The sequence below is a fragment of the Bacillus australimaris genome, assembly GCF_001307105.1.
In the GTDB taxonomy this organism is placed as follows: domain Bacteria; phylum Bacillota; class Bacilli; order Bacillales; family Bacillaceae; genus Bacillus; species Bacillus australimaris.
The window spans coordinates 307,694-328,099 of the sequence record NZ_LGYN01000026.1 but is presented as its reverse complement, the minus strand read 5'-3'; the positions used below and the strand labels follow the sequence as shown (position 1 = coordinate 328,099).

Annotated in this window: 22 protein-coding genes; 18 read left to right on the top strand and 4 right to left on the bottom strand. The window is 40.3% G+C overall.

The annotated features are described in order from the left end of the window. Positions 1-255: 255 nt before the first annotated feature. The 3 genes from ahpA (at position 256) to rok (ending at position 2,401) form a co-directional block, all read left to right on the top strand. Entirely contained in the window at positions 256-798 is a 543-nt protein-coding gene (gene ahpA / locus AKG37_RS13310) for a biofilm-specific peroxidase AhpA (protein ID WP_060699232.1), read from the top strand. Between the two features lie 82 nt (positions 799-880). Further along, positions 881-1,339: a TlpA family protein disulfide reductase gene (locus AKG37_RS13305; RefSeq protein ID WP_060699231.1), complete on the top strand. Its 459-nt coding sequence runs from the start codon at positions 881-883 to the stop codon at positions 1,337-1,339. Positions 1,340-1,819: 480 nt separating this feature from the next. Continuing rightward, positions 1,820-2,401: a transcriptional regulator Rok gene (gene rok, locus AKG37_RS13300; RefSeq protein ID WP_060699230.1), complete on the top strand. Its 582-nt coding sequence runs from the start codon at positions 1,820-1,822 to the stop codon at positions 2,399-2,401. Positions 2,402-2,452: 51 nt separating this feature from the next. Here the strand turns inward: rok and AKG37_RS13295 are convergent, their stop codons facing one another. Beyond that, a complete protein-coding gene (locus AKG37_RS13295) occupies positions 2,453-3,370 on the bottom strand; it encodes a coiled-coil domain-containing protein (protein ID WP_060699229.1) in 918 nt (305 codons plus the stop codon). 84 nt (positions 3,371-3,454) lie between these two features. On the opposite strand from AKG37_RS13295, the gene AKG37_RS13290 reads away from it, so the two are divergent. Genes AKG37_RS13290 through moaD form a run of 6 tightly spaced genes read left to right on the top strand, consistent with a single transcriptional unit; the run spans position 3,455 to position 7,589 of the window. Then, positions 3,455-4,036 (top strand): molybdenum cofactor guanylyltransferase, encoded by a 582-nt coding sequence (locus tag AKG37_RS13290; RefSeq protein ID WP_060699228.1) that lies wholly within the window; start codon positions 3,455-3,457, stop codon positions 4,034-4,036. Positions 4,037-4,065: 29 nt separating this feature from the next. After that, positions 4,066-5,082: a thiazole biosynthesis adenylyltransferase ThiF gene (locus AKG37_RS13285; RefSeq protein ID WP_060699227.1), complete on the top strand. Its 1,017-nt coding sequence runs from the start codon at positions 4,066-4,068 to the stop codon at positions 5,080-5,082. 9 nt (positions 5,083-5,091) lie between these two features. After that, positions 5,092-6,369 carry a molybdopterin molybdotransferase MoeA gene (locus tag AKG37_RS13280; protein ID WP_060699226.1) on the top strand — a complete coding sequence of 426 codons (1,278 nt, stop codon included), beginning with the start codon at positions 5,092-5,094 and terminating at the stop codon, positions 6,367-6,369. Beyond that, a complete protein-coding gene (mobB, locus tag AKG37_RS13275) occupies positions 6,351-6,875 on the top strand; it encodes a molybdopterin-guanine dinucleotide biosynthesis protein B (protein WP_060699225.1) in 525 nt (174 codons plus the stop codon). Before AKG37_RS13280 ends, mobB begins: the two co-directional genes overlap by 19 nt. Then, on the top strand, positions 6,872-7,363 hold the full coding sequence (locus tag AKG37_RS13270; RefSeq protein WP_060699224.1) for a molybdenum cofactor biosynthesis protein MoaE: 492 nt from the start codon (positions 6,872-6,874) through the stop codon (positions 7,361-7,363). The genes mobB and AKG37_RS13270 overlap by 4 nt, the downstream gene beginning before the upstream one ends. Then, positions 7,356-7,589: a molybdopterin converting factor subunit 1 gene (moaD, locus tag AKG37_RS13265; protein WP_060699223.1), complete on the top strand. Its 234-nt coding sequence runs from the start codon at positions 7,356-7,358 to the stop codon at positions 7,587-7,589. Before AKG37_RS13270 ends, moaD begins: the two co-directional genes overlap by 8 nt. Before the next feature lie 46 nt (positions 7,590-7,635). On the opposite strand, the gene AKG37_RS13260 is transcribed toward moaD, so the two are convergent. Further along, a complete protein-coding gene (locus AKG37_RS13260) occupies positions 7,636-8,013 on the bottom strand; it encodes a Rok-like winged helix domain-containing protein (protein WP_060699222.1) in 378 nt (125 codons plus the stop codon). 516 nt (positions 8,014-8,529) lie between these two features. Between AKG37_RS13260 and yknW the strand changes: the two genes are divergently transcribed. The 8 genes from yknW to lepB all read left to right on the top strand — a co-directional run bounded on the left by yknW (position 8,530) and on the right by lepB (position 16,824). Beyond that, entirely contained in the window at positions 8,530-9,156 is a 627-nt protein-coding gene (gene yknW / locus AKG37_RS13255; protein ID WP_060699221.1) for a YknW family membrane protein, read from the top strand. A 9-nt stretch (positions 9,157-9,165) separates the two neighbouring features. Then, positions 9,166-10,272 carry an efflux RND transporter periplasmic adaptor subunit gene (locus AKG37_RS13250; RefSeq protein WP_060699220.1) on the top strand — a complete coding sequence of 369 codons (1,107 nt, stop codon included), beginning with the start codon at positions 9,166-9,168 and terminating at the stop codon, positions 10,270-10,272. Beyond that, positions 10,269-10,970: an ABC transporter ATP-binding protein gene (locus AKG37_RS13245; protein ID WP_060699219.1), complete on the top strand. Its 702-nt coding sequence runs from the start codon at positions 10,269-10,271 to the stop codon at positions 10,968-10,970. The genes AKG37_RS13250 and AKG37_RS13245 overlap by 4 nt, the downstream gene beginning before the upstream one ends. Continuing rightward, on the top strand, positions 10,957-12,150 hold the full coding sequence (locus tag AKG37_RS13240) for an ABC transporter permease (protein ID WP_060699218.1): 1,194 nt from the start codon (positions 10,957-10,959) through the stop codon (positions 12,148-12,150). The genes AKG37_RS13245 and AKG37_RS13240 overlap by 14 nt, the downstream gene beginning before the upstream one ends. A 319-nt stretch (positions 12,151-12,469) precedes the next feature. Next, positions 12,470-13,225, top strand: a complete 756-nt coding sequence (locus AKG37_RS13235; protein ID WP_060699217.1) for a DeoR/GlpR family DNA-binding transcription regulator — start codon at positions 12,470-12,472, stop codon at positions 13,223-13,225. Continuing rightward, a complete protein-coding gene (gene pfkB / locus AKG37_RS13230) occupies positions 13,222-14,133 on the top strand; it encodes a 1-phosphofructokinase (RefSeq protein WP_060699216.1) in 912 nt (303 codons plus the stop codon). The genes AKG37_RS13235 and pfkB overlap by 4 nt, the downstream gene beginning before the upstream one ends. A gap of 13 nt (positions 14,134-14,146) precedes the next feature. Beyond that, on the top strand, positions 14,147-16,039 hold the full coding sequence (locus AKG37_RS13225; protein ID WP_060699215.1) for a PTS fructose transporter subunit IIABC: 1,893 nt from the start codon (positions 14,147-14,149) through the stop codon (positions 16,037-16,039). A 212-nt stretch (positions 16,040-16,251) separates the two neighbouring features. Beyond that, positions 16,252-16,824: a signal peptidase I gene (gene lepB, locus AKG37_RS13220; protein WP_239686118.1), complete on the top strand. Its 573-nt coding sequence runs from the start codon at positions 16,252-16,254 to the stop codon at positions 16,822-16,824. A gap of 262 nt (positions 16,825-17,086) precedes the next feature. Here the strand turns inward: lepB and AKG37_RS13215 are convergent, their stop codons facing one another. Continuing rightward, positions 17,087-17,362: a hypothetical protein gene (locus AKG37_RS13215; protein WP_060699213.1), complete on the bottom strand. Its 276-nt coding sequence runs from the start codon at positions 17,360-17,362 to the stop codon at positions 17,087-17,089. 143 nt (positions 17,363-17,505) lie between these two features. On the opposite strand from AKG37_RS13215, the gene AKG37_RS13210 reads away from it, so the two are divergent. Beyond that, positions 17,506-19,125 (top strand): ABC-F family ATP-binding cassette domain-containing protein, encoded by a 1,620-nt coding sequence (locus AKG37_RS13210; RefSeq protein WP_039178203.1) that lies wholly within the window; start codon positions 17,506-17,508, stop codon positions 19,123-19,125. A gap of 37 nt (positions 19,126-19,162) precedes the next feature. Here AKG37_RS13210 and AKG37_RS13205 read toward each other — a convergent pair whose 3' ends face one another. Next, the gene (locus tag AKG37_RS13205; RefSeq protein ID WP_060699212.1) at positions 19,163-20,395 is read right to left on the bottom strand and encodes an aminopeptidase; all 1,233 of its coding nucleotides are present in this window, start codon (positions 20,393-20,395) and stop codon (positions 19,163-19,165) included. Positions 20,396-20,406 lie beyond the last annotated feature (11 nt).

Here is a 20,406-nt window from a genome sequence, read left to right as displayed (position 1 = left end):
TCTATGTATGCTCTAAAAGAGAAGCTAATCATTTGTTCCCTTATGCAAGTCATGTTAAACTTTTATTAGATGAATCAAGAGATTGTGACAAATCGTTAATTAAATTTATTATTAATTAATATTGACTAAAAATCGCTAAAGTATTATAATTGTAATTGTGAAGTTATTAACTAAATGAGAATTTCAAGTTTTGATTCTCATTTTATATACAGCTAAGAAGCCTGTATAAGATATTATTTTTGGAGGGATTTACATATGGCAGAGCGTTTTGTAGGAAAACAAGCTCCACGTTTTGAAATGGAAGCAGTACTTGCTAACAAGGAATTTGGTAAAGTAAGTTTAGAGGAAAACATGAAGAATGACAAATGGACAGTTCTTTTCTTCTATCCAATGGATTTCACATTTGTTTGCCCTACTGAAATTACAGCAATGAGCGATCGTTATGATGAGTTCGAAGATTTAGATGCAGAAATCATTGGTGTATCTACTGATACAATCCATACGCATCTTGCTTGGATTAATACAGACCGTAAAGACAATGGTCTAGGTGAATTGAAATACCCGCTAGCTGCTGATACAAACCACACAGTTTCTAGAGAATACGGCGTTTTAATTGAAGAAGAAGGAATTGCACTTCGCGGTCTATACATCATTAACCCAGAAGGCGAACTTCAATATCAAACAGTATTCCACAACAATATCGGTCGTGATGTAGATGAGACATTACGTGTTCTTCAAGCATTACAAACTGGTGGACTTTGCCCAGCGAACTGGAAGCCTGGTCAAAAAACACTTTAATTGATAGCTGAAGAAACAGGAGGGTCTAACTGATGTTAGACCTTTTTGTTTCGACACATACAATGGATGGAGGCGCTTCATAATGAAATTACGTCAACCAATGCCAGAACTAACTGGTGCAAAAGAATGGTTAAATGGAGAAGTAACAAAAGAAGATCTGATTGGTGACAAACCAACATTGATTCATTTCTGGTCAGTCAGCTGTCATCTTTGTAAAGAGGCTATGCCTCAAGTGAATCAATTCCGTGATGATTATAAGGATCAACTGAACGTGGTGGCAGTTCATATGCCTCGTTCAGAGGATGATCTAGATCTTGAAAAAATCAAAGAAGTGGCAAAAGAGCATGAAATCACGCAGCCAATCTTTGTGGACAGTGATCATCACTTAACAGAAGCCTTTGAAAACGAATATGTACCTGCATATTATGTATTTGATAAAACAGGTGCTCTGCGCCACTTCCAAGCTGGCGGAAGCGGAATGAAAATGCTTGAAAAACGAGTCAATCGAGTGCTATCTGAGTCTGAAAAGGCTGCAGAATAAGCTTTCCCCCATAAATGGGGGTTTTTTCATGGGCAGAAATAGGCGACATATTTCACTTGATGACTCTTTAAGTAGATGTTATTCCTAACAAAAGAGAAATTGAGGGAGTTTATTAAAAAATATCCCTGAAATAAAAAGGTATAACGACCTATTTACATTTTTGTTTTGAAATAAAAATGTAAAGATTTTAACTATTTACTATTCAGAACATTTTTGCACAAAAGAAATTTCAGTTTGGTAAATAACTATATAAATCAAGTAGTATAAGCGTTTATTCAATTTTTTTACAATATTTTAAAGTTTGTCAAAAGCCTTTAGTGGCAATGAACTGGATGCCAAATTTTCCTCTGTGTCAAAATTTTAGTTGAAAATACCTATCTGTTAGCAAACTGTAAAATGATAAAAAAATAGTTGATAAAATTAGTTTTCTAATCTAATATTTACTATAGAATATTTTTTATATGATGAGGGGGATATCCATTGTTTAATGAGAGGGAAGCGTTACGTTTACGATTGGAGCAATTAAACGAAGCAGAAGTAAAGGTCATTCGTGAATATCAAACTGAACGAGATGCGATTTATGCAAAATTAAGAGAATTAGACCGTCAAGGTTCTGGTCTAGTGTCAGATACAAAAAAAGAAGTTCGCACGGAGAGAAAGACGGATTCACTCCCTGTATTAGCTGAACTCGCTGCACAAGAAATGAGAAGCTATCAGCAGCCGTCACAGCAGCAATCAAATGCTGCATCACCTTTAGGAACAGGACAGCTAAACAGTGCACCTGTAGGTATTCCTGATGGTTCAACAAGACGCAGAAGAGGCACAGCCCGACCTGGTTCAAAGGCAGCTAAGCTTCGTGAAGCTGCAATTAAAACGCTAAAGCGTCATAATGCGGCGATTAAAAGCTCAGAGCTTCAAAAAGAGATTGAAAAAGAGAGCGGTCTTGAAATCCCAAATATGACAACGTTTATGCAAAGCTTAATTAAAATGTATCCTGAAGTGAAGAAGCCTTATCGCGGACAATATATTTTAGAAGGCGACATTCAAACAGAAGACGAATAAATAAAAAAGAAACTGCTGGGCGTAAAAGCCAGCAGTTTTTTATTTCGAGAATTACTTTTTTTGATCTACCGTATAGACAATTTTGCGTTCCTTAGACAGGTGATCACGCTGTTTTTTGAACCTGTCGATCTTGACTGTCATCACCTCTCCATTGCGCTGCACCGCATCGACTTGTTCCTGAAGTGTTTGAACTTGTTCGTTGAGTTTCTTCAAAATCGGTTCGATTTCTTCCGTCGTTTGCAAAATACGGTCTCGTGAGAATGGCTGTGAATTTGTTTGAGCTGACTGATCAATATCAGCAAAATGAGATGCGATCCATTCCTCGCTTTCTGCTAACTGCTTTTGATAGCTTGTGAGCGTTTCGTAAAAAATCGCTTCTTTTGCTTTTTCAATTTGCAATAATTTCTCCTGGGTTTCATAAAAACGTTCTTGAAGGTGCTTGACGCCTTCCTGTAATAAATGGAGCTCGGTGTTTTTACCGCTCAATGTTTGCTGCAACTTCTCAATGACAGCAGATAAAGTATTTCCTTTTTTCTCCTCTTTTGCAAGTCGTTTATCTTGATCCTGCATTCGTTCGTTTAATTGTTGAGAGATTTCCTTATATTTGACAACTTTCAAATGCAGCCTGTGTTTTTCTTCTGTTTCTTTTCTTCTATGATAGGTTTCCTTTTGCAGCATTTCTTGAAGAAGGACGATTTTATGTAATAATTCTGATTTGCTGTAGGAGAGATCCTCTATTTTTGAGGCCGCATCGTCTTGATCAATGGTCATTTCATCCAGTTGCTGTTTTAATTGCGTGAAATCCTTTTTCATCTCATGATATTCTTGAGTCAGCTTCTTATTTTTAGAATGCGTATATGAGGATTGTAAATCAGAGATGATTTGTTGATATTTGGCAGTTTCAGCTTTTAAGTATAAATTCTCTTGAGATAAATCATGGAATAGGGGAGAAGCATGGCGTCTGTTCATCGGTAGATCCTCCTTATTCATGTTACCAATAAAGTATGCGAAATGAGTGCGATTAGAACAACCATATCAAAGGAGGACGAGAGGATGCACGTCGTGAATGTGATCTTAGCTGGAGGAGCTTCTAGACGTTTTGGAGAGCCAAAGGCAAGTCATGTGTATCAAGGGAAACCACTATATGAGCATGTGAAAGAGCAGCTTTTAGAAGGGCAGACTGTTATCATTAGTCATCCATCACTTCTTCCTTTTTTCAAAGCAAGAGGCGAACAAAATGTGTGGTTAGATGATGAAGAGGTGCGTGGATGCGGACCGCTTGCCGGGATGTATACGGCGATGAAAAAACAAGAAGCAGAATGGTATTTGGTGACGGCATGTGACATGCCTTTCATACGGAAGAGAACGGCCGAGATAATATTATCCTATTGCACGGAGCACACAGATGCCGTGATTCCGCTTGTGCATGGCAGATTACAGCCTTTATTTGCACTTTATCACCGCCGCTGTCTGCCTTTTGTTCACGCGTGTTTAAAAGAGAATCAATTAGCCATTCAAGACTTGCTTCGAAAGCTTCAAGTGCGCATCGTTTCGGAGGAAGAGTTGAACGTAACATCAAACGAATTTTGTAATATCAATAAAAGAAGCGATTTACCTGAAAACGGTATGATATGATACATAAAAACGGTGAGGAGAGAACAGCATTGAATGACCGATATTCAAGACAAATCTTGTTCCCTCCGGTTGGGGAAAAAGGCCAGCGTGCGCTTGCTGAAAGTCATGTTCTGATCATTGGAGCTGGAGCACTTGGAACCGCTTCTGCTGAAGGGCTTGTCCGGTCTGGCATCGGTACATTGACGATTGTCGATCGTGATTATGTCGAATATTCAAATTTACAGCGGCAGCAGCTGTACACGGAACTTGATGCTAAGGCACATGTGCCTAAAGCAGCTGCGGCAAAAAAACGTCTAGAGCAGATCAATCATGAAGTGACCATTCATGCCTTGATAGAAGATGCAGATGCGAGGCTGTTAAGGCCGTTGTTCCAGAAAGCTGATATTGTCGTTGATGCGACAGATAATTTTGAGACAAGAATGGTGATGAATGATTTATCAATAGAAACGAAAACACCGTGGATCTATGGCGCTTGTGTGAGCAGTCAGGGGATGTATATGACGATTTTGCCGGATAAAACGCCGTGTTTATCTTGTGTGTTCACGGCAATGCCTGTTGGCGGCTTGACGTGTGATACAGCGGGAATTATTTCACCAGCAGTTCAAATGGTTTCTGCTTATCAGCAAACAGAGGCATTAAAATATTTAACAGGGCATGAAGAGCAAATCGAGCAGAAATTTGTCACGTTTGATTTATGGCAGTCATCTTCGTTTAAAATGGATATATCTCATACTAAGCAGGAGAACTGTCCATCATGCGGCACAAATAGAATGTATCCATATTTACAAGAACAGCGTAAAAAAACGGCAGTTCTTTGCGGACGTGACACAATTCAAATCATTTCAAAGGATTTAGAAAATTTTTCATTTCAGCATTTAAAAGAACGTCTGTCATTGATATGTGAGATGGAAGTGAACGACTTTTTAATCCATATACGCTATGAAACGTACCGTCTTGTCTTTTTTAAAGGAGGACGGGTATTAATTCATGGGACAAATGATGTCAAAGCAGCAAATTCATTATTAGCAAGACTGCTAGGAGTATAGGAGTGAAGTGTGATGGAAAGACGGCAGCCAATACCAGTAGAAGAGGCCATAAAGAAGGTACATCAATACGAAAAACACGGAAAAGTAGAATGGGTCCCTTTAAAGGATAGCCTTGGAAGGTTTATTGCAGAAGATATTTTGGCAGATCATGATGTCCCGGCATTTGACCGTTCGCCGTATGATGGCTTCGCACTTCGGGCAGAAGATACAAAAGAAGCGTCAAGCGAGCATCCGGTCGAATTTGAGGTCATTGATCATATTGGTGCAGGAATGGTCTCAGAAGAAACAATTGGTCCCTTTCAGGCTATACGTATCATGACAGGAGCAAAAATTCCAGATGGAGCAAATGTCGTCATCATGATCGAACTGACTAAGACCTTCGAAAAAGATGGCACATCATACATGTCACTTAAAAGACCACTGAAAAGTGGAGACAATATCTCTCGACAAGGAGAAGAAGTGCTCAAAGGAAACGTAATGGTCAAAAAAGGAACAAGCGTAACTCCGGGCGTCACGGCTCTATTGGCGACATTCGGATATGCGGTAGTGCCAGTTGTTAAAAAACCGGTGATCGGTATTATTTCAACAGGTACAGAACTTCTTCAAGTGAGTGATGCCATGGAGGACGGTAAGATTAGAAATAGTAATCTTAGTATGGTTTATGCCCAAGTACTTGAGGCTGGAGCTGAGCCGCTTGATTTAGGCGGTGTGTCCGATGATTTTGACAAAAGTTATCATGCGGTAAAAGAAGCCTTGAGCAAGGTAGACATTCTCATTACAACAGGCGGTGTGTCTGTGGGCGATTTTGACTTTCTGCCTGCTATTTATGAAAAGCTGGGAGCCGAGGTGCTGTTCAATAAAGTAGCTATGAGACCTGGAAGTGTGACGACGGTTGCTGCAATGCCAAATGGTCAATTACTGTTTGGGCTCTCCGGTAACCCTGCTGCCTGTTTTGTTGGCTTTGAATTATTTGTGAAACCGATCATTTATAAGTGGTATTTCAAAGAAAAGCCGTTTCCCGCTTTTGCCGAGGCGAAGCTTACTCATGATTTTCCAAAAGCCAATCCGTTCACACGATTTGTCAGGGCAGCCTTTCAATTCACTGGCAGTCAGCTTAGTGTGACTCCAACAGGTCTTGATAAATCAAGTGCAGTAACCTCTATTGCAGAAGCTAACTGTTTCATCGTGCTGCCTGGAGGGACAAGAGGTTTTCAAGCGGGTGATCAAGTCAGAGTTCTGCTGTTTCAGCTCGAAGGCGGTGGTTCCACGTGCTGGATGACAAATTAAGCATATTACAAGTGGTTGGTTATCAGAACAGCGGCAAGACCACGTTGATCGAAAAGCTCTGTCAGTTGGCTGAGAAAGAAGGGCTAAAGCTAGGCTGCTTTAAACATCATGGACATGGCGGGACACCAGATCGTCTTTTAAAAGAAAAAGATACCGATCGATATGTTCAAGCTGGTGCATATGCTGCTGGTGTGGAAGGAGAGGGTGAATTTCACTTTTCCATGAAGCATATCACATTAGAGCAGCTACTTAATATGTGCCAGCAGCTTCCGTTAGATGCTGTCCTAGTAGAGGGATATAAACGGGCACCTTATCGCAAAATCGTTTGTGTAAAGAATGAAGAGGAGCTTATCGACCTTTCAACTCTGTCTAATATACAAGCAGCTATTTATTTTTCTCGTGAGTATCAATTAACTGAACACTACCCGTTTCCTGTGTTTTCAGCCTTTGAAAAGCGCGGGATGACATTTGCTTTTCACTTATTGAAGGGAGGCGGCTCAATTTGAGCGAATTGTTTAAAATAACAAAAACGCCGATTGATGTAAACGAATTGATTCAGCATGTGACAAGACGAAAGGCAGGGGCGATTACGACATTTATCGGAACTGTCAGAGAGTGGACAAACGGCAAGAAAACATTGCGTTTAACCTATGAAGCCTATATACCAATGGCAGAACGTATGTTAAGCCAAATTGGACAAGAAATAAAGAAACGGTGGCCTGACACTGAAGCAGCCATTGTGCACCGGGTTGGGACGCTTGAGATAACGGATATTGCTGTTGCGATCGCCGTTTCATCTCCTCATCGGAAGGCTGCTTATGAAGCCAATGAATATGCCATCGAACGAATCAAAGAAATCGTTCCCATTTGGAAAAAAGAATATTGGGAAGACGGAGAGGCCTGGATAGGTGATCAGCTTGAAACGGTTTCATATCCAGAAGGTAAACCTAGCGATCTTCAGCTTGCAGCGAAAGAAGGTGATCAGCATGATTAGTGTATTATTGTTCGCCGGCCTTGCTGAGAAGGCCGGTAAACAACAAATCATCATTCAAAAGGATCAAACAACGATTGATGAGATTAAAATAGAATTACAGGAGGTATATGGTGTTGATGCTGCACAAAACGTAATGGTTGCAGTCAACGAAATATATACGAGGGGAAATGCTGAAGTGCGTAGCGGGGACACTGTTGCATTCATTCCTCCTGTAAGCGGTGGATAATAAATATTAGAGGATTTGGTTATGGCCAGCGGCTGTAACCAATTTTTTATGTGTGAAAAGTTTGTAGAGGTATTTGGGTGTGATCTTCGTAAATAAAACATCCCCTTCTTGCTTTAGAAATGTGAGGATCGAGCTGCTGGATGAGATCATACAATTCGCTGATTCGTCTCACATTAAAATCTGTTCGGGCTTGAAGCTGTTCCTTTAATTCTTTTGTGCTGACAATGCTTCCCTTTTTCTCTTTAATGATCTCTACACATCTTGCAGCGTAGTATATTTTGTCATTAGAGGGTCTACTTTCTTTCATATCAAGTAATTTGAGCTCATGATAAATCGATTCTCTTTCCTTTCGAAAGTATTGCCATGCTTCTTGTTCCTTTTCATAAAGTAAAATCAATTGCATTTTCAATTTTTCTCTTAACATTCACTTGACTCCATTTCCACTATCATTTAACCTACCTCTATTTTACATTATATGAAAAAATAACTTTTGATCAAGTAAAATCCTATTATTTTTAATTTTTTAATATGAAAGTATTGATACTAAAGACTTATTTGTTCTATAAAAGAAACCAATCGTAGTCCTATAAAGCCGGGATTTGTCGAAATTACTAGGATTATTTTAACAAAAAATCGTTGTGTCTATCTAAGACCCATTGAATCCAAAGGAAAAGGATATTTATTCCGAATGACATGTTGTTTACTTAATAAAATGTTTTTAAGACAGTAAAACCACGATTCTTAATATGAATATGGTCGGGTCACGGTGTCATTTGGAGGAATTCATTCGTGAAAATAGAATAATAGATAAAATTTTTTCTCAATGAAAATAAGAAAATCAAATAATCTATCACTTATTGGCAAACTTTTGATAAAATAGATAGAAAAAGAGCGCTATTGTGCTTTGCCTGCTTGCTCAACATAGAGAGGATGACATTTGATGAAAGAAAATATGCAAAAACCCACGATCATTGGAGTGAGTACAAAACCATTAGAACACCTGAAAAGAGTATGGGAAAACCCAGTTGTTTGGTGGCCTTTATCTTGTGTGCTTATGTTAACAGTCGTTTTGACTTACTTGTCTGAGCTCGTAAATAAAGGAATGTGGGCAGATTTAAGTTTGCCGATACCTGTTGTTTATGTGGTGACGCTAATTGGTCTGGTACTTGGGATTATCATCAATGCTGCTATATATAGATTCATCGTATTCTTAGCAAAAGGTGATGCATCTTTTCACCAGCTGTTCTCTGCGGTGCTGTTTATTACACCCGTTACGATCATTGGGACGATTATTTCTCATTTGGCAGTCATTCTTTTTCATGTTCCAAAAGACATCACGGTTACCTCGTTAAACGCACTTATTCGGATGTCTGGTCCTTGGCATGCTGTGCTAGCCAATATCGATCTATTTATCTTCTGGAATCTTGTTTTAACAGGCTTATTATTCATCCAAGTTGGGCGTATATCACCGAGAATTGCTTGGACGATCATTGGCGTCTTCTATATTTTATCTTTGATTTTTCAATATGTAGGAGCAGCAATCAACATATCAGTAAGCTGGGGGTAGAAGGGTTTTATGAGAAAGAAAATCATCATCGGATCTATTTTAATCATTGTGATTGGCTTATTTATTGGATTTAATATTGCGAAAAACCAAACAAAGCCTGCTTCAACAGCAGCTATTAAAACAGTCAAACTTACGCCAAAAGAAATCACATCTACGGTGATGACACCAGGAACACTTTCATTCTCTGAAGAGCAGTTTATTTACGAAGAAGAGGAAAAGGGGAAACTGAAGGGGATTGCTGTGAAAGAAGGAGAAACGGTAAAGGCCGGAACACCGCTTCTTACATATGAAAATAAGGAACTGGAGCTTGAGGAGCGGCAGCAAGCACTAGCGGCTGAATCAAGTGCTTTAAAACTGGAACAATTGCAAAATAGACTTAGTGAATTAGATGAAAAAAAAGCAGATGAGTCCGGCTCTCATTCCAAAAACGAGCGAGATCAGCTTGAATTAGAACTGAAAGCGGCTGAATTAGAACAAAAGCAAGCAGAGATCAGCCAAGAAAAAGTAAAGGCACAAATAGAAGATTTAACTGTACATAGTAAGATCGGTGGAACCGTGATTTCCATTGAGCAAGAGGCAGGGGCGGGCAAGCCGGAAGAAAGGCAGCCAATCATCCATATTGGAAATGAGAAAAAAATGATCGTGCGAGGTTTGGTCTCAGAGTATGACGCCATAAAAGTCCAAAAGAAACAAAAAGTGAAGGTAACGTCTGATGTTATTCGCGGAAAGAGCTGGCAAGGTGTCGTGAAAAAAGTAGGTGCGGTTCCTGTCCAGACAGCAGCTGAAACAACTTCGGGCGATCAATCGGTTCAGTATCCTGTTGAAATTGAAATAAAGGGAAAAAGACCAGAGGCGAAACCTGGTTTTAAAATGATCATGGAAATTGAAACAGAAAAGCGACAGGCGCAAACGATTCCTGAAACAGCGGTAACAAAAGAGAATGATGGACAATATGTTTATATTGTTGAAAAAAATGTACTGAAAAAAGTAAAAGTGGCCATAGGGGAAACGTCAGGTCATGATCTTGAAGTGACAAAAGGTGTCAAGGAAGAGGATCAAATCATTGCTCATCCAACAGATGACATGTATGACGGAATGGAAGTGAATGCTGAATGATTCAGCTTTCCAACGTGACAAAAAGCTATGAGGTCGCACAAGAAACTTTTGATGTATTGAGTGACATGAATCTTGTCATTGAAAAAGGAGAGTATTTGTCTATTATGGGCCCGTCTGGCTCTGGAAAGTCGACGTTAATGAATATTATTGGCTGCTTAGACCGCCCAACGACAGGACAATATCATTTTCAAGGAACAGAGTTGTCATCGGCAAAGGATCAAGAGCTCGCGTTCATTCGAAATCAATCGATTGGATTTATTTTTCAGCAATTTCATCTGCTTCCGAGGTTAAATGCAAGGCGTAATGTTGAACTTCCGATGATTTACGCTGGTATCAGCCAAAAGGAAAGAAAAGAACGTGCCGAAATGGCACTTGAAAAGGTTGGTTTGGCAGATCGTATGAAACATATGCCAAGTGAGTTGTCAGGAGGACAAAAGCAAAGGGTGGCAATTGCACGCGCGATTGTGAATGAGCCTCAGCTTATTTTAGCAGATGAGCCGACTGGCGCTCTTGACTCAAAAACAAGCTTCTCCATCATGGAACAGTTTACACAGCTCAATGAGGAAGGGACAACAATTGTGCTTGTTACTCATGAAGAAGAAATAGCTGCGTATACAAACCGGACGGTTGTTGTAAGAGATGGAAGGCTTGTTGAAGATAGATTGGCACAAGGAGACGCTATGAATGAAACTCTTTGAAAATATCAAGATCGCGATGAATTCGGTTTTAGCGCATAAATTACGTTCTATTTTAACGATGCTTGGAATTATTATTGGTGTTGGTTCAGTCATTGCGGTCGTGGCGATTGGTCAAGGCGGTGAGCAAATGTTAAAAGGATCGATTACAGGTCCAAACAATACCATTGATATGACCTATACGCCTTCTGACGAAGAGCTAAATGCGAATCCAAATGCCTTATTCGAAGCTGCGTTTAATGAGGAAGATATAAAAACCATTAAGACAATTAATGGCGTGAACCAGGTTGCCTCCTCGACTGCACAAGGAATGCAGCTGAGATTTCAAGATACGACAGTTGATGCGACAGTGAACGGTATAAATGAGGGGTATACGAGTGTACATTCATTACACATCTCAGAAGGACAGGATTTAAGAGATATTGACTTTAGAAGCGGCAGAAGAGCAGCTCTCATCTCAGAAGGCTTACAAAAAGAACTATTTGACGGACAAAAGGCATTAGGCAAACTCATTTGGATGAACGGCCAGCCAGTTGAAGTCATCGGTGTGCTAGCAAAACAGAAAGGGATGTTTTCATTTGATATGAATGAAATATATGTCCCATTTGCAATGCTTACCTCCACATTTGGGATAAATGAATATGATAAGCTGTCTATTCAAGTCGCACATGCTGATCAAATGAAGGAAGTAGGAAAGAATGCGGCTGCCTTATTAAATGAAAATCATCATACGGAAGATGCTTACGAAATGATTAATATGGAAGAAATCGCAGAAGGTATCGGTCAAATAACGTCCGTTATGACAACAATCATTGGTTCAATAGCCGGAATTTCTTTACTTGTCGGCGGCATTGGTGTGATGAATATTATGCTCGTTTCTGTGACAGAGAGAACAAGGGAAATCGGTATTCGAAAGGCGATTGGTGCAACCAGGGCTCAAATTCTCGTTCAGTTTTTAATTGAGTCTGTCGTCTTAACACTCATCGGCGGGTTGATGGGGATTGCACTTGGCTTAGGCGGTGCCTCGCTCGTTTCACTATTTGCCGGCTGGCCGTCTCTCGTATCTTGGCAAGTGGTATGCGGAGGCGTACTGTTTAGTATGCTTATTGGGATAGTTTTTGGGCTAATTCCTGCGAATAAAGCAGCAAGACTAGATCCTATTGAATCGCTGCGGTATGAATAATTCGGAGAAGAAAAAAGCATATAAACGTTGTGAATTCGCCTTTATTCAACCTTCTAAAGCATTTATGCAAATCGCATAAATGCTTTTTTTAGTTCCATTGAATGAAATGAAAAATGATAGAAATGCTAATATCATGACTTTCTTCTTAATGTCACATATTTTTCAGTTTACAAATGGTACATATAAAGGTAAGATGACCATGGTGAAAGATTTTGATAGTTATTGAATGTATTTGATTGTTTTGTGTTGATAATGTTGAAAAAAGCGATTACAATAAAGGTGTGCGCAAAATGAATACGTTTTCAAAGGGGGTGTTTTCATGTTAACACCTGAAAGACATCAACTCATTATTGAATGTTTAGAAGAAAATGATGTCATTAAAATACAGGACTTAACGATGATGATGGATGCGTCTGAATCTACAATTAGAAGAGATTTATCAGCCCTTGAAGAAAAAGGATTTCTGAAAAGGGTTCATGGGGGAGCAGCTAAGATATCGAGTATTCGCCTTGAACCAGATGTATTTGAGAAATCTGCCAAAAACCTTCATGAAAAGTCATTGATCGCAGAGGCAGCTGCCTCTCTTTTAAAACAAGGTGACTGTATATATTTAGATGCTGGTACAACCACACAGCAAATGATTGAATATATCGATCCAGATCAAGATATTGTCGTGGTGACAAACGGTGTTATGCACATTGAAGCACTCATGAGAAAAGGGATTTCTTTTTACCTGATAGGCGGATCAGTAAAACAGCGAACAGGAGCCATGGTGGGAGCCTCAGCTTTGACAGCGATGGAAAATTACCGCTTTGACAAAAGTTTTGTTGGAGCAAATGGCATTCATCCCGAGGCTGGTTTTACAACACCTGATCCAGAGGAAGCGCTCATGAAAAAAAGAGCCATGAAACAGGCGAAGAAAACCTATATCTTATCAGATGCCTCAAAGTTTGGCGAAATATCGTTTTCAGCCTTTGCTAGTTTACAGGAAGCCACCATTATCACAAACGACGCAAAAGAGGATTCATTCGATAATTACCATGAAAAAACGGTTATAAAGGTAGTGAAAACATGATTTATACAGTTACTTTAAACCCATCAGTTGATTACATCGTACACGTGGAGGATTTTGCAGTCGGCGGTTTAAATCGTTCAACCTATGATAAAAAATATCCAGGTGGTAAAGGAATTAATGTCTCAAGACTTTTAAAACGTCACGGTGTTGAATCAAAAGCACTTGGATTCATTGGTGGATTTACAGGCAAATATATTCAAGATTTTTTACAAAACGAACAATTACAAACAGCCTTTCACGAGGTGTCAGAAGATACACGAATTAATGTGAAGCTAAAAACAGGTGAAGAGACAGAAATCAACGGACTCGGCCCATCGATTACTGAAGCACAATTTAAGTCGTTTCTATCTCAATTTTCTTCATTGACTGAAGGAGATGTTGTTGTATTAGCTGGCAGTATTCCTTCTTCTTTGCCTCATAACACATATGAGCGTATTGCTGAAGTTTGCGAAGAGCAGGGAGTAAGAGTTGTTCTTGATATATCTGGCGAAGCGTTAAAAAAAGCGGCAGACTTGAAACCATTCTTAATGAAGCCAAATCATCATGAGCTGGGTGAAATGTTTGAGACGAGTATTTCATCAGCAGAAGAAGCCGTTCCTTATGGGAAAAAGCTGTTAGAACAAGGTGCGGAACATGTCATTGTATCTATGGCTGGAGATGGCGCCCTTTTATTCAGTAAAGAAGGAATCTATCAGTCCAATGTTCCAAAGGGAACGCTTGTTAATTCAGTTGGTGCAGGGGATTCAGTCGTTGCAGGGTTTTTAGCCGGCGTTTCGAAAGGACTTTCAATTGAAGAGTCATTTAAGCTTGGTGTCACTTCGGGTAGCGCTACAGCATTTTCTGAGGAGCTCGGAACAAAAGAGCTTGTCGATACACTATTACCACAAGTAAAAGTCACACGCATTTAAAGGAGGAGTCATCATGAAAATTACAGAACTACTCACGAAGCAAACCATTAAGCTTCAATTAGACAGCCAGCAGAAAGAAGCAGTCATTGAAGAGCTGGTCACTGTTTTAGATACAGCAGGCAAGTTAAATGATAAAGAAGGCTACAAAGAAGCTGTAATCAATCGTGAAAAACAGAGCTCTACAGGTATTGGCGAAGGAATTGCCATCCCTCATGCTAAAACAGCAAGTGTAAAAGAGCCTGCCATTGCATTTGGCCGCTCGACTGCTGGTGTAGATTATGAATCACTAGATGCTCAGCCGAGTCATCTTGTCTTTATGATTGCTGCAACGGAAGGCGCAAACAACACGCACTTAGAGGCACTTTCTCGTTTATCTACACTTCTTATGCGTGAAGAAATTCGAAAGCAGCTCCTTGAAGCGGCTGATGAGGATGAAATCATTGATATCATCAATACGCATGATCAAGATGATGAAGAAGAAGAGGAAGTTCAAGAGGAGCCGGCAGCAGAAGGAAAACCTGCTAAAATTTTAGCGGTAACGGCTTGCCCGACAGGTATTGCACATACATTTATGGCAGCAGATTCTTTGAAAGAAAAAGCAAAAGAAATGGGCGTTGACATTAAAGTTGAAACAAACGGCTCTAGTGGTATTAAACATGCCCTTACTGCAAAAGAAATCGAAGAAGCGCCAGCCATCATCGTGGCAGCGGATAAGCAAGTTGAAATGGAACGCTTTAAAGGAAAACATGTCATTGAAGTACCTGTGACAGCTGGTATTCGCCGTCCGCAGGAATTGATTGAAAAAGCCATCAATCAAGATGCGCCGATTTATAAAGGCTCAGGCGGCAGTTCTTCAAAAGGCGAAAGTGAATCTTCTGTCAAAGGAAGAAGCGGATTTTACAAGCACTTAATGAGTGGCGTAAGTAATATGCTTCCATTTGTCGTCGGAGGCGGTATTCTTGTTGCGATTTCATTCTTCTGGGGTATTAAGTCAGCAGATCCAAATGACCCTTCATTTAATTCATTTGCAGCTGTATTAAACAATATTGGTGGAAGTAATGCGCTTGCCTTAATCGTTGCTGTATTAGCAGGATTTATTGCCATGAGTATTGCAGATCGCCCAGGTTTTGCACCAGGTATGGTCGGTGGGTTTATGGCGTCAGCAGCAGGTGCAGGATTCTTAGGCGGACTGATTGCTGGTTTCCTTGCTGGTTATATTGTTGTGCTGCTCAAAAAAGTATTCACATTCGTACCGCAGTCACTCGACGGAATTAAACCAGTTCTGCTGTATCCATTGTTCGGTATATTCTTCACAGGCATTATCATGCATTATATTGTCAACACACCAGTGAAAATGGTGATGGACGGATTAACACATTGGCTTGAATCATTAGGTACTGGAAACCTTGTTTTAATGGGTATTATTTTAGCTGGTATGATGGCAATTGATATGGGCGGTCCAATTAACAAAGCGGCTTACACATTTGGTCTTGCCATGATTGCTGCTGGCAACTATGCACCGCATGCTGCAATTATGGCAGGCGGAATGGTTCCACCACTAGGTATTGCACTTGCAACAACAATCTTTAGAAATAAATTCTCAAAACGTGACCGTGAAGCAGGGATTACATGCTACTTCATGGGAGCTGCCTTCATCACAGAAGGAGCGATCCCGTTTGCGGCGGCAGATCCTCTGCGCGTGATTCCTTCGGCTGTCATTGGTGCAGCAGTTGCTGGTGGATTAACGGAATTCTTTAGAGTCACTCTTCCTGCACCGCACGGCGGACTATTTGTTTTCTGGGTAACAAATCATCCAGTTCTTTATATCATCAGCATCTTAATCGGTGCCGTTGTCACAGCGATTTTACTGGGTATTTTGAAAAAACCAGTCAAACAAGAAGCGTAATTTGAGAAGAGGAGCATCGTCAATAGCGGTGCTTCTTTTTGTTTAAACTTCATTGAATTAGGAAAAAATATCTAATTAGATGGTTGTCTTGTGAATTTTTAAATGACATGTGATAAAGTAAAGTTATTGAATTCACGTTTCAAGTCTTTTAGCAGAAAGTCTTAGGAGGAAGCAGTATTTTGAACGAAGAAAACAAACAAAACGAAAATGAAATTCAATCTGATGCGAAGCAAGCCAAAACAGAGAAGAAAAGTTCACTGTTTGAATGGATCAAAGCCATTTTAATTGCACTTGCGCTCGTCTTGCTCATCCGTACGTTTATATTTGAACCGTATGTAGTGGAAGGAGAGTCAATGGAACCAACACTTCATGACGGGGAAAAGCTGTTTGTCAACAAAACCATTAACTATCTCGGTGGTGTCAAACGCGGTGACATCGTGATTATTAATGGGAAAGATGGTCAGAAGATTCATTATGTCAAACGCTTGATTGGCCTTCCAGGTGATACGATTGAAATGAAGGATGACACGCTTTACATTAATGGTAAAAAAGTAGATGAGCCTTATTTAAAAGAGAACAAGGCGCATGCGAAAGAGTATGAAGTGCATTTGACTGGAGATTTTGGTCCAGTGAAAGTACCGAAAAACGATTACTTTGTGATGGGGGACAACAGACTGAATTCCATGGACAGCAGAAATGGACTTGGACTCATTGAAAAGGATCGGATTGTTGGGACATCAGAATTTGTTTTCTTCCCATTTGGCGACATTCGACAAACACAATAAAGCACCTTCTCAGGGGATGAGAAAAGTGCTTGAATGGACGACCCTTAAAGAAGGGTCGTTTCAGCGTGTAGACAAACCCTCGCATTCTTTGTCAGGTCTGCGCTCCGGTGCTCACGAATGTCAAATTCGCTCCGCTCCGCTGCTCGCCCTTCCTAGACTGCAAAGGTTTTCAATCACGCTGAAAAGAAGACAAAGGGCCAAAATCAAGATCATTTTAGCCCTTTGTCAACAATCTGGGACGACCCTTAAATAAGGGTCGTTTTTAATTTGGCGTGAGCATCGTGACAATGATCACAATTGCTAGAACAGAAACAAACACAGACCCGGTAATGGCTAAAACGGATCGAAACAATCCGATCTTTTTGTTTTCTTTTCCGCGCTTTTGTAAAAAGCGCTTAGAAAAGATGTGGACCAGTGTGTAAATAAGGACAAGACCAATATAAAGGCCAAAGTCCTTCGCATTAAAGCCGGTTGCAGATAAATAAATGCCCATAAAGAAAATCAATAAACAGTATTCCATCAGTGTGAGTAATCTCAAATCGCACGAACTCCTTCAATCAATCATTCCCGTCCATTATACCATAATGGATAAAAAGCCTTCGTTCTTAGCGAGAGACGTTTCTATCAAGCGTTATTCATGTTATACTTCATAATGATGAATGAGTGATGGAGGATTAATAAATGATTGCAGTAAATAATGTTAGTTTGCGCTTTGCTGATCGCAAACTATTTGAAGAAGTAAATATTAAATTCACTCCTGGCAACTGCTACGGACTAATTGGTGCCAATGGAGCTGGTAAATCAACGTTCCTAAAGATTCTTTCTGGAGAAATTGAGGCTCAAACGGGCGATGTTCATATGAGTCCTGGTGAGCGGTTAGCGATTTTAAAACAGAACCACTTTGAATACGAAGAGTTTGAAGTGCTAAAAGTCGTCATCATGGGCCACAAACGTCTATATGATGTGATGCAGGAGAAAGATGCGATCTATATGAAACCTGATTTCTCAGATGAAGACGGGATTCGTGCAGCGGAGCTTGAAGGTGAGTTCGCTGAATTAAACGGTTGGGAAGCAGAAAGTGAAGCAGCGATCCTATTAAAGGGTCTTGGCATTCCAGAGAGCCTTCAATCGAAGAAAATGTCTGAGCTTGGCGGTTCTGAAAAGGTAAAAGTACTTCTAGCCCAAGCTTTATTTGGTAAGCCTGACGTTCTTCTTCTCGATGAGCCAACGAACCACTTGGACTTACAAGCGATTCAGTGGCTGGAAGAGTTCCTTATTAACTTTGAAAATACCGTCATCGTCGTATCGCATGACCGTCATTTCTTAAACAAAGTATGTACACATATTGCGGATCTTGATTTCGGGAAAATCCAAGTATATGTCGGTAACTATGATTTCTGGTATGAATCAAGCCAGCTGGCACTGAAATTAAGCCAAGAAGCAAATAAGAAAAAAGAAGAACAAATTAAGCAGCTTCAAGAGTTCGTTGCCCGGTTCAGTGCGAACGCTTCTAAATCGAAGCAAGCGACATCAAGAAAGAAATTGCTTGATAAAATCTCTTTAGACGACATTAAGCCGTCTTCACGTAAATATCCGTATGTTCATTTTGCGCCAGAGCGTGAAATCGGAAATGATGTCCTTCAAGTAGAAGGTCTATCAAAAACAATTGACGGTGTAAAGGTACTGGATAATGTCAGCTTTATTATGAACCGCGAAGATAAAATTGCGTTCTTAAGCCGTAATGAGCTTGCTGTGTCCACGCTATTTAAAATTCTTGCTGGTGAGATGGAGCCAGACAGTGGATCATTTAAATGGGGCGTAACAACGTCACAAGCCTTTTTCCCGAAAGACAATAGTGAATACTTTGAAGGAAACGACGTCGATCTAGTGGATTGGCTTCGTCAATACTCTCCGAATGATCAAAGCGAAAGCTTCCTGCGTGGTTTCTTAGGACGTATGCTTTTCTCTGGAGAAGAAGTAAAGAAAAAAGCGAGTGTCTTATCAGGTGGAGAAAAGGTTCGTTGTATGTTATCAAAAATGATGCTGTCTGGAGCGAATATTTTGCTGCTGGATGAGCCAACGAACCACTTAGACCTAGAATCTATTACAGCGCTGAATAACGGCTTAATGAGCTTTAAAGGAGCTATGCTGTTCTCATCTCATGACCATCAGTTTGTTGAAACAGTCGCAAACCGTATTATCGAAGTGACGCCAAATGGCATTGTTGATAAACAAACAACATATGATGAGTTTTTATCAGATCAAGACATCCAAAAAAGACTTCAAGAGCTTTACGCATAATAAAGAAAAAAGACATCCAAAGGATGTCTTTTTTTAATTAAATCGCCCAGTTTCCATTTCGGAAGATCGGTTCGCGTTTCCCGTCTTTTGTAATCCCGTCTATATTCATTTCCTTTGAACCAATCATGAAATCGACGTGTGTAATACTGCTGTTTACACCCGCTGCATCCAATTCTTCTCGTTTCATTTCTTTTCCGCCTTCGATATTAAACGCATATCCGCTGCCGATGGCAAGGTGGTTTGATGCATTTTCATCGTAAAGTGTATTGTAGTAAAGAATATTTGAGTTAGAAATTGGTGAATCATCTGGAACAAGGGCAACCTCACCTAGATAATGAGAGCCTTCATCTGTTTCAACGAGGGAATTTAAAATATCTTCGCCTTCCTTCGCTTTCACATCTACAATCCGGCCATTTTCAAAGGTTAATGAAAATTCATCAATGATGTTTCCTGCATAGCTGAGTGGCTTTGTGCTTGAGACGGTTCCGTTTACACCGTCTTTTTTCGGTACAGTAAAGACTTCTTCAGTTGGCATGTTGGCCATGAACGAGATGCCTCGTTCACTTACGCTGCCAGCACCTACCCAAATATGCTGCTCTGGAAGCTCAATCGTTAAGTCTGTGCCTGGTGCTTCATAATGAAGCTTATGGTAGTGACGTTCATTGAGTATTTTGACCTTTTCATTTAATGACGCATCGTGCTTTTTCCAAGCCTCAACAGGATCTGCTTGATCAGCGCGTGCGACTTTAAAGATTTGATCCCACAATAAAGCGACAGCCTCTTCGTCTGTATGATCAGGGAAAATCTTTTTCGCCCACTCTTTTGATGCAGCACCTACGACCGTCCAAGCGACTTTGTCAGATTGAACGTATTGACGATATGTATGTAGTGCTGATCCAGCAGCCTTTTGCTGTGCAGCGATTTTTTTCGAGTCGATGCCTCGCAGAAGGTCAGGGCTTTCTGACAGGATGGTAATAAAAGCGCCGCCGCGTTTTGCGATGGTTTCCATCATCTGTGCTTCCCATTCTGGGAATTGCTCAAACACATCCTGTGGTGCATGTTCAAATTTTAAACGAGTGAGAACACCATCACTCCAGCGGATATGTACGTTTTTCGCCCCGCGCTCATACGCATGTTTCGCTACAAGACGAACAAGGTGTGCAGATTCAGTAAATGCGGATACAACCACTTCTTGCCCCTTTTGTACATTCACACCGACTTCAACGATGGTCTTGGCATATTGATCTAGTTGTTTTTCAAATGAACTCATAAAAAAACCCT

Excerpts from the sequence above, each read along its gene's own strand:
- ahpA (WP_060699232.1), top strand. The coding sequence starts at position 256 with ATGGCAGAGCGTTTTGTAGGAAAACAAGCTCCACGTTTTGAAATGGAA.
- AKG37_RS13305 (WP_060699231.1), top strand. The coding sequence starts at position 881 with ATGAAATTACGTCAACCAATGCCAGAACTAACTGGTGCAAAAGAATGG.
- AKG37_RS13295 (WP_060699229.1), bottom strand. The coding sequence starts at position 3,370 with ATGAACAGACGCCATGCTTCTCCCCTATTCCATGATTTATCTCAAGAG.
- AKG37_RS13290 (WP_060699228.1), top strand. The coding sequence starts at position 3,455 with ATGCACGTCGTGAATGTGATCTTAGCTGGAGGAGCTTCTAGACGTTTT.
- moaD (WP_060699223.1), top strand. The coding sequence starts at position 7,356 with ATGATTAGTGTATTATTGTTCGCCGGCCTTGCTGAGAAGGCCGGTAAA.
- AKG37_RS13260 (WP_060699222.1), bottom strand. The coding sequence starts at position 8,013 with ATGTTAAGAGAAAAATTGAAAATGCAATTGATTTTACTTTATGAAAAG.
- yknW (WP_060699221.1), top strand. The coding sequence starts at position 8,530 with ATGAAAGAAAATATGCAAAAACCCACGATCATTGGAGTGAGTACAAAA.
- AKG37_RS13250 (WP_060699220.1), top strand. The coding sequence starts at position 9,166 with ATGAGAAAGAAAATCATCATCGGATCTATTTTAATCATTGTGATTGGC.
- AKG37_RS13245 (WP_060699219.1), top strand. The coding sequence starts at position 10,269 with ATGATTCAGCTTTCCAACGTGACAAAAAGCTATGAGGTCGCACAAGAA.
- AKG37_RS13240 (WP_060699218.1), top strand. The coding sequence starts at position 10,957 with ATGAAACTCTTTGAAAATATCAAGATCGCGATGAATTCGGTTTTAGCG.
- AKG37_RS13235 (WP_060699217.1), top strand. The coding sequence starts at position 12,470 with ATGTTAACACCTGAAAGACATCAACTCATTATTGAATGTTTAGAAGAA.
- pfkB (WP_060699216.1), top strand. The coding sequence starts at position 13,222 with ATGATTTATACAGTTACTTTAAACCCATCAGTTGATTACATCGTACAC.
- AKG37_RS13225 (WP_060699215.1), top strand. The coding sequence starts at position 14,147 with ATGAAAATTACAGAACTACTCACGAAGCAAACCATTAAGCTTCAATTA.
- AKG37_RS13210 (WP_039178203.1), top strand. The coding sequence starts at position 17,506 with ATGATTGCAGTAAATAATGTTAGTTTGCGCTTTGCTGATCGCAAACTA.
- AKG37_RS13205 (WP_060699212.1), bottom strand. The coding sequence starts at position 20,395 with ATGAGTTCATTTGAAAAACAACTAGATCAATATGCCAAGACCATCGTT.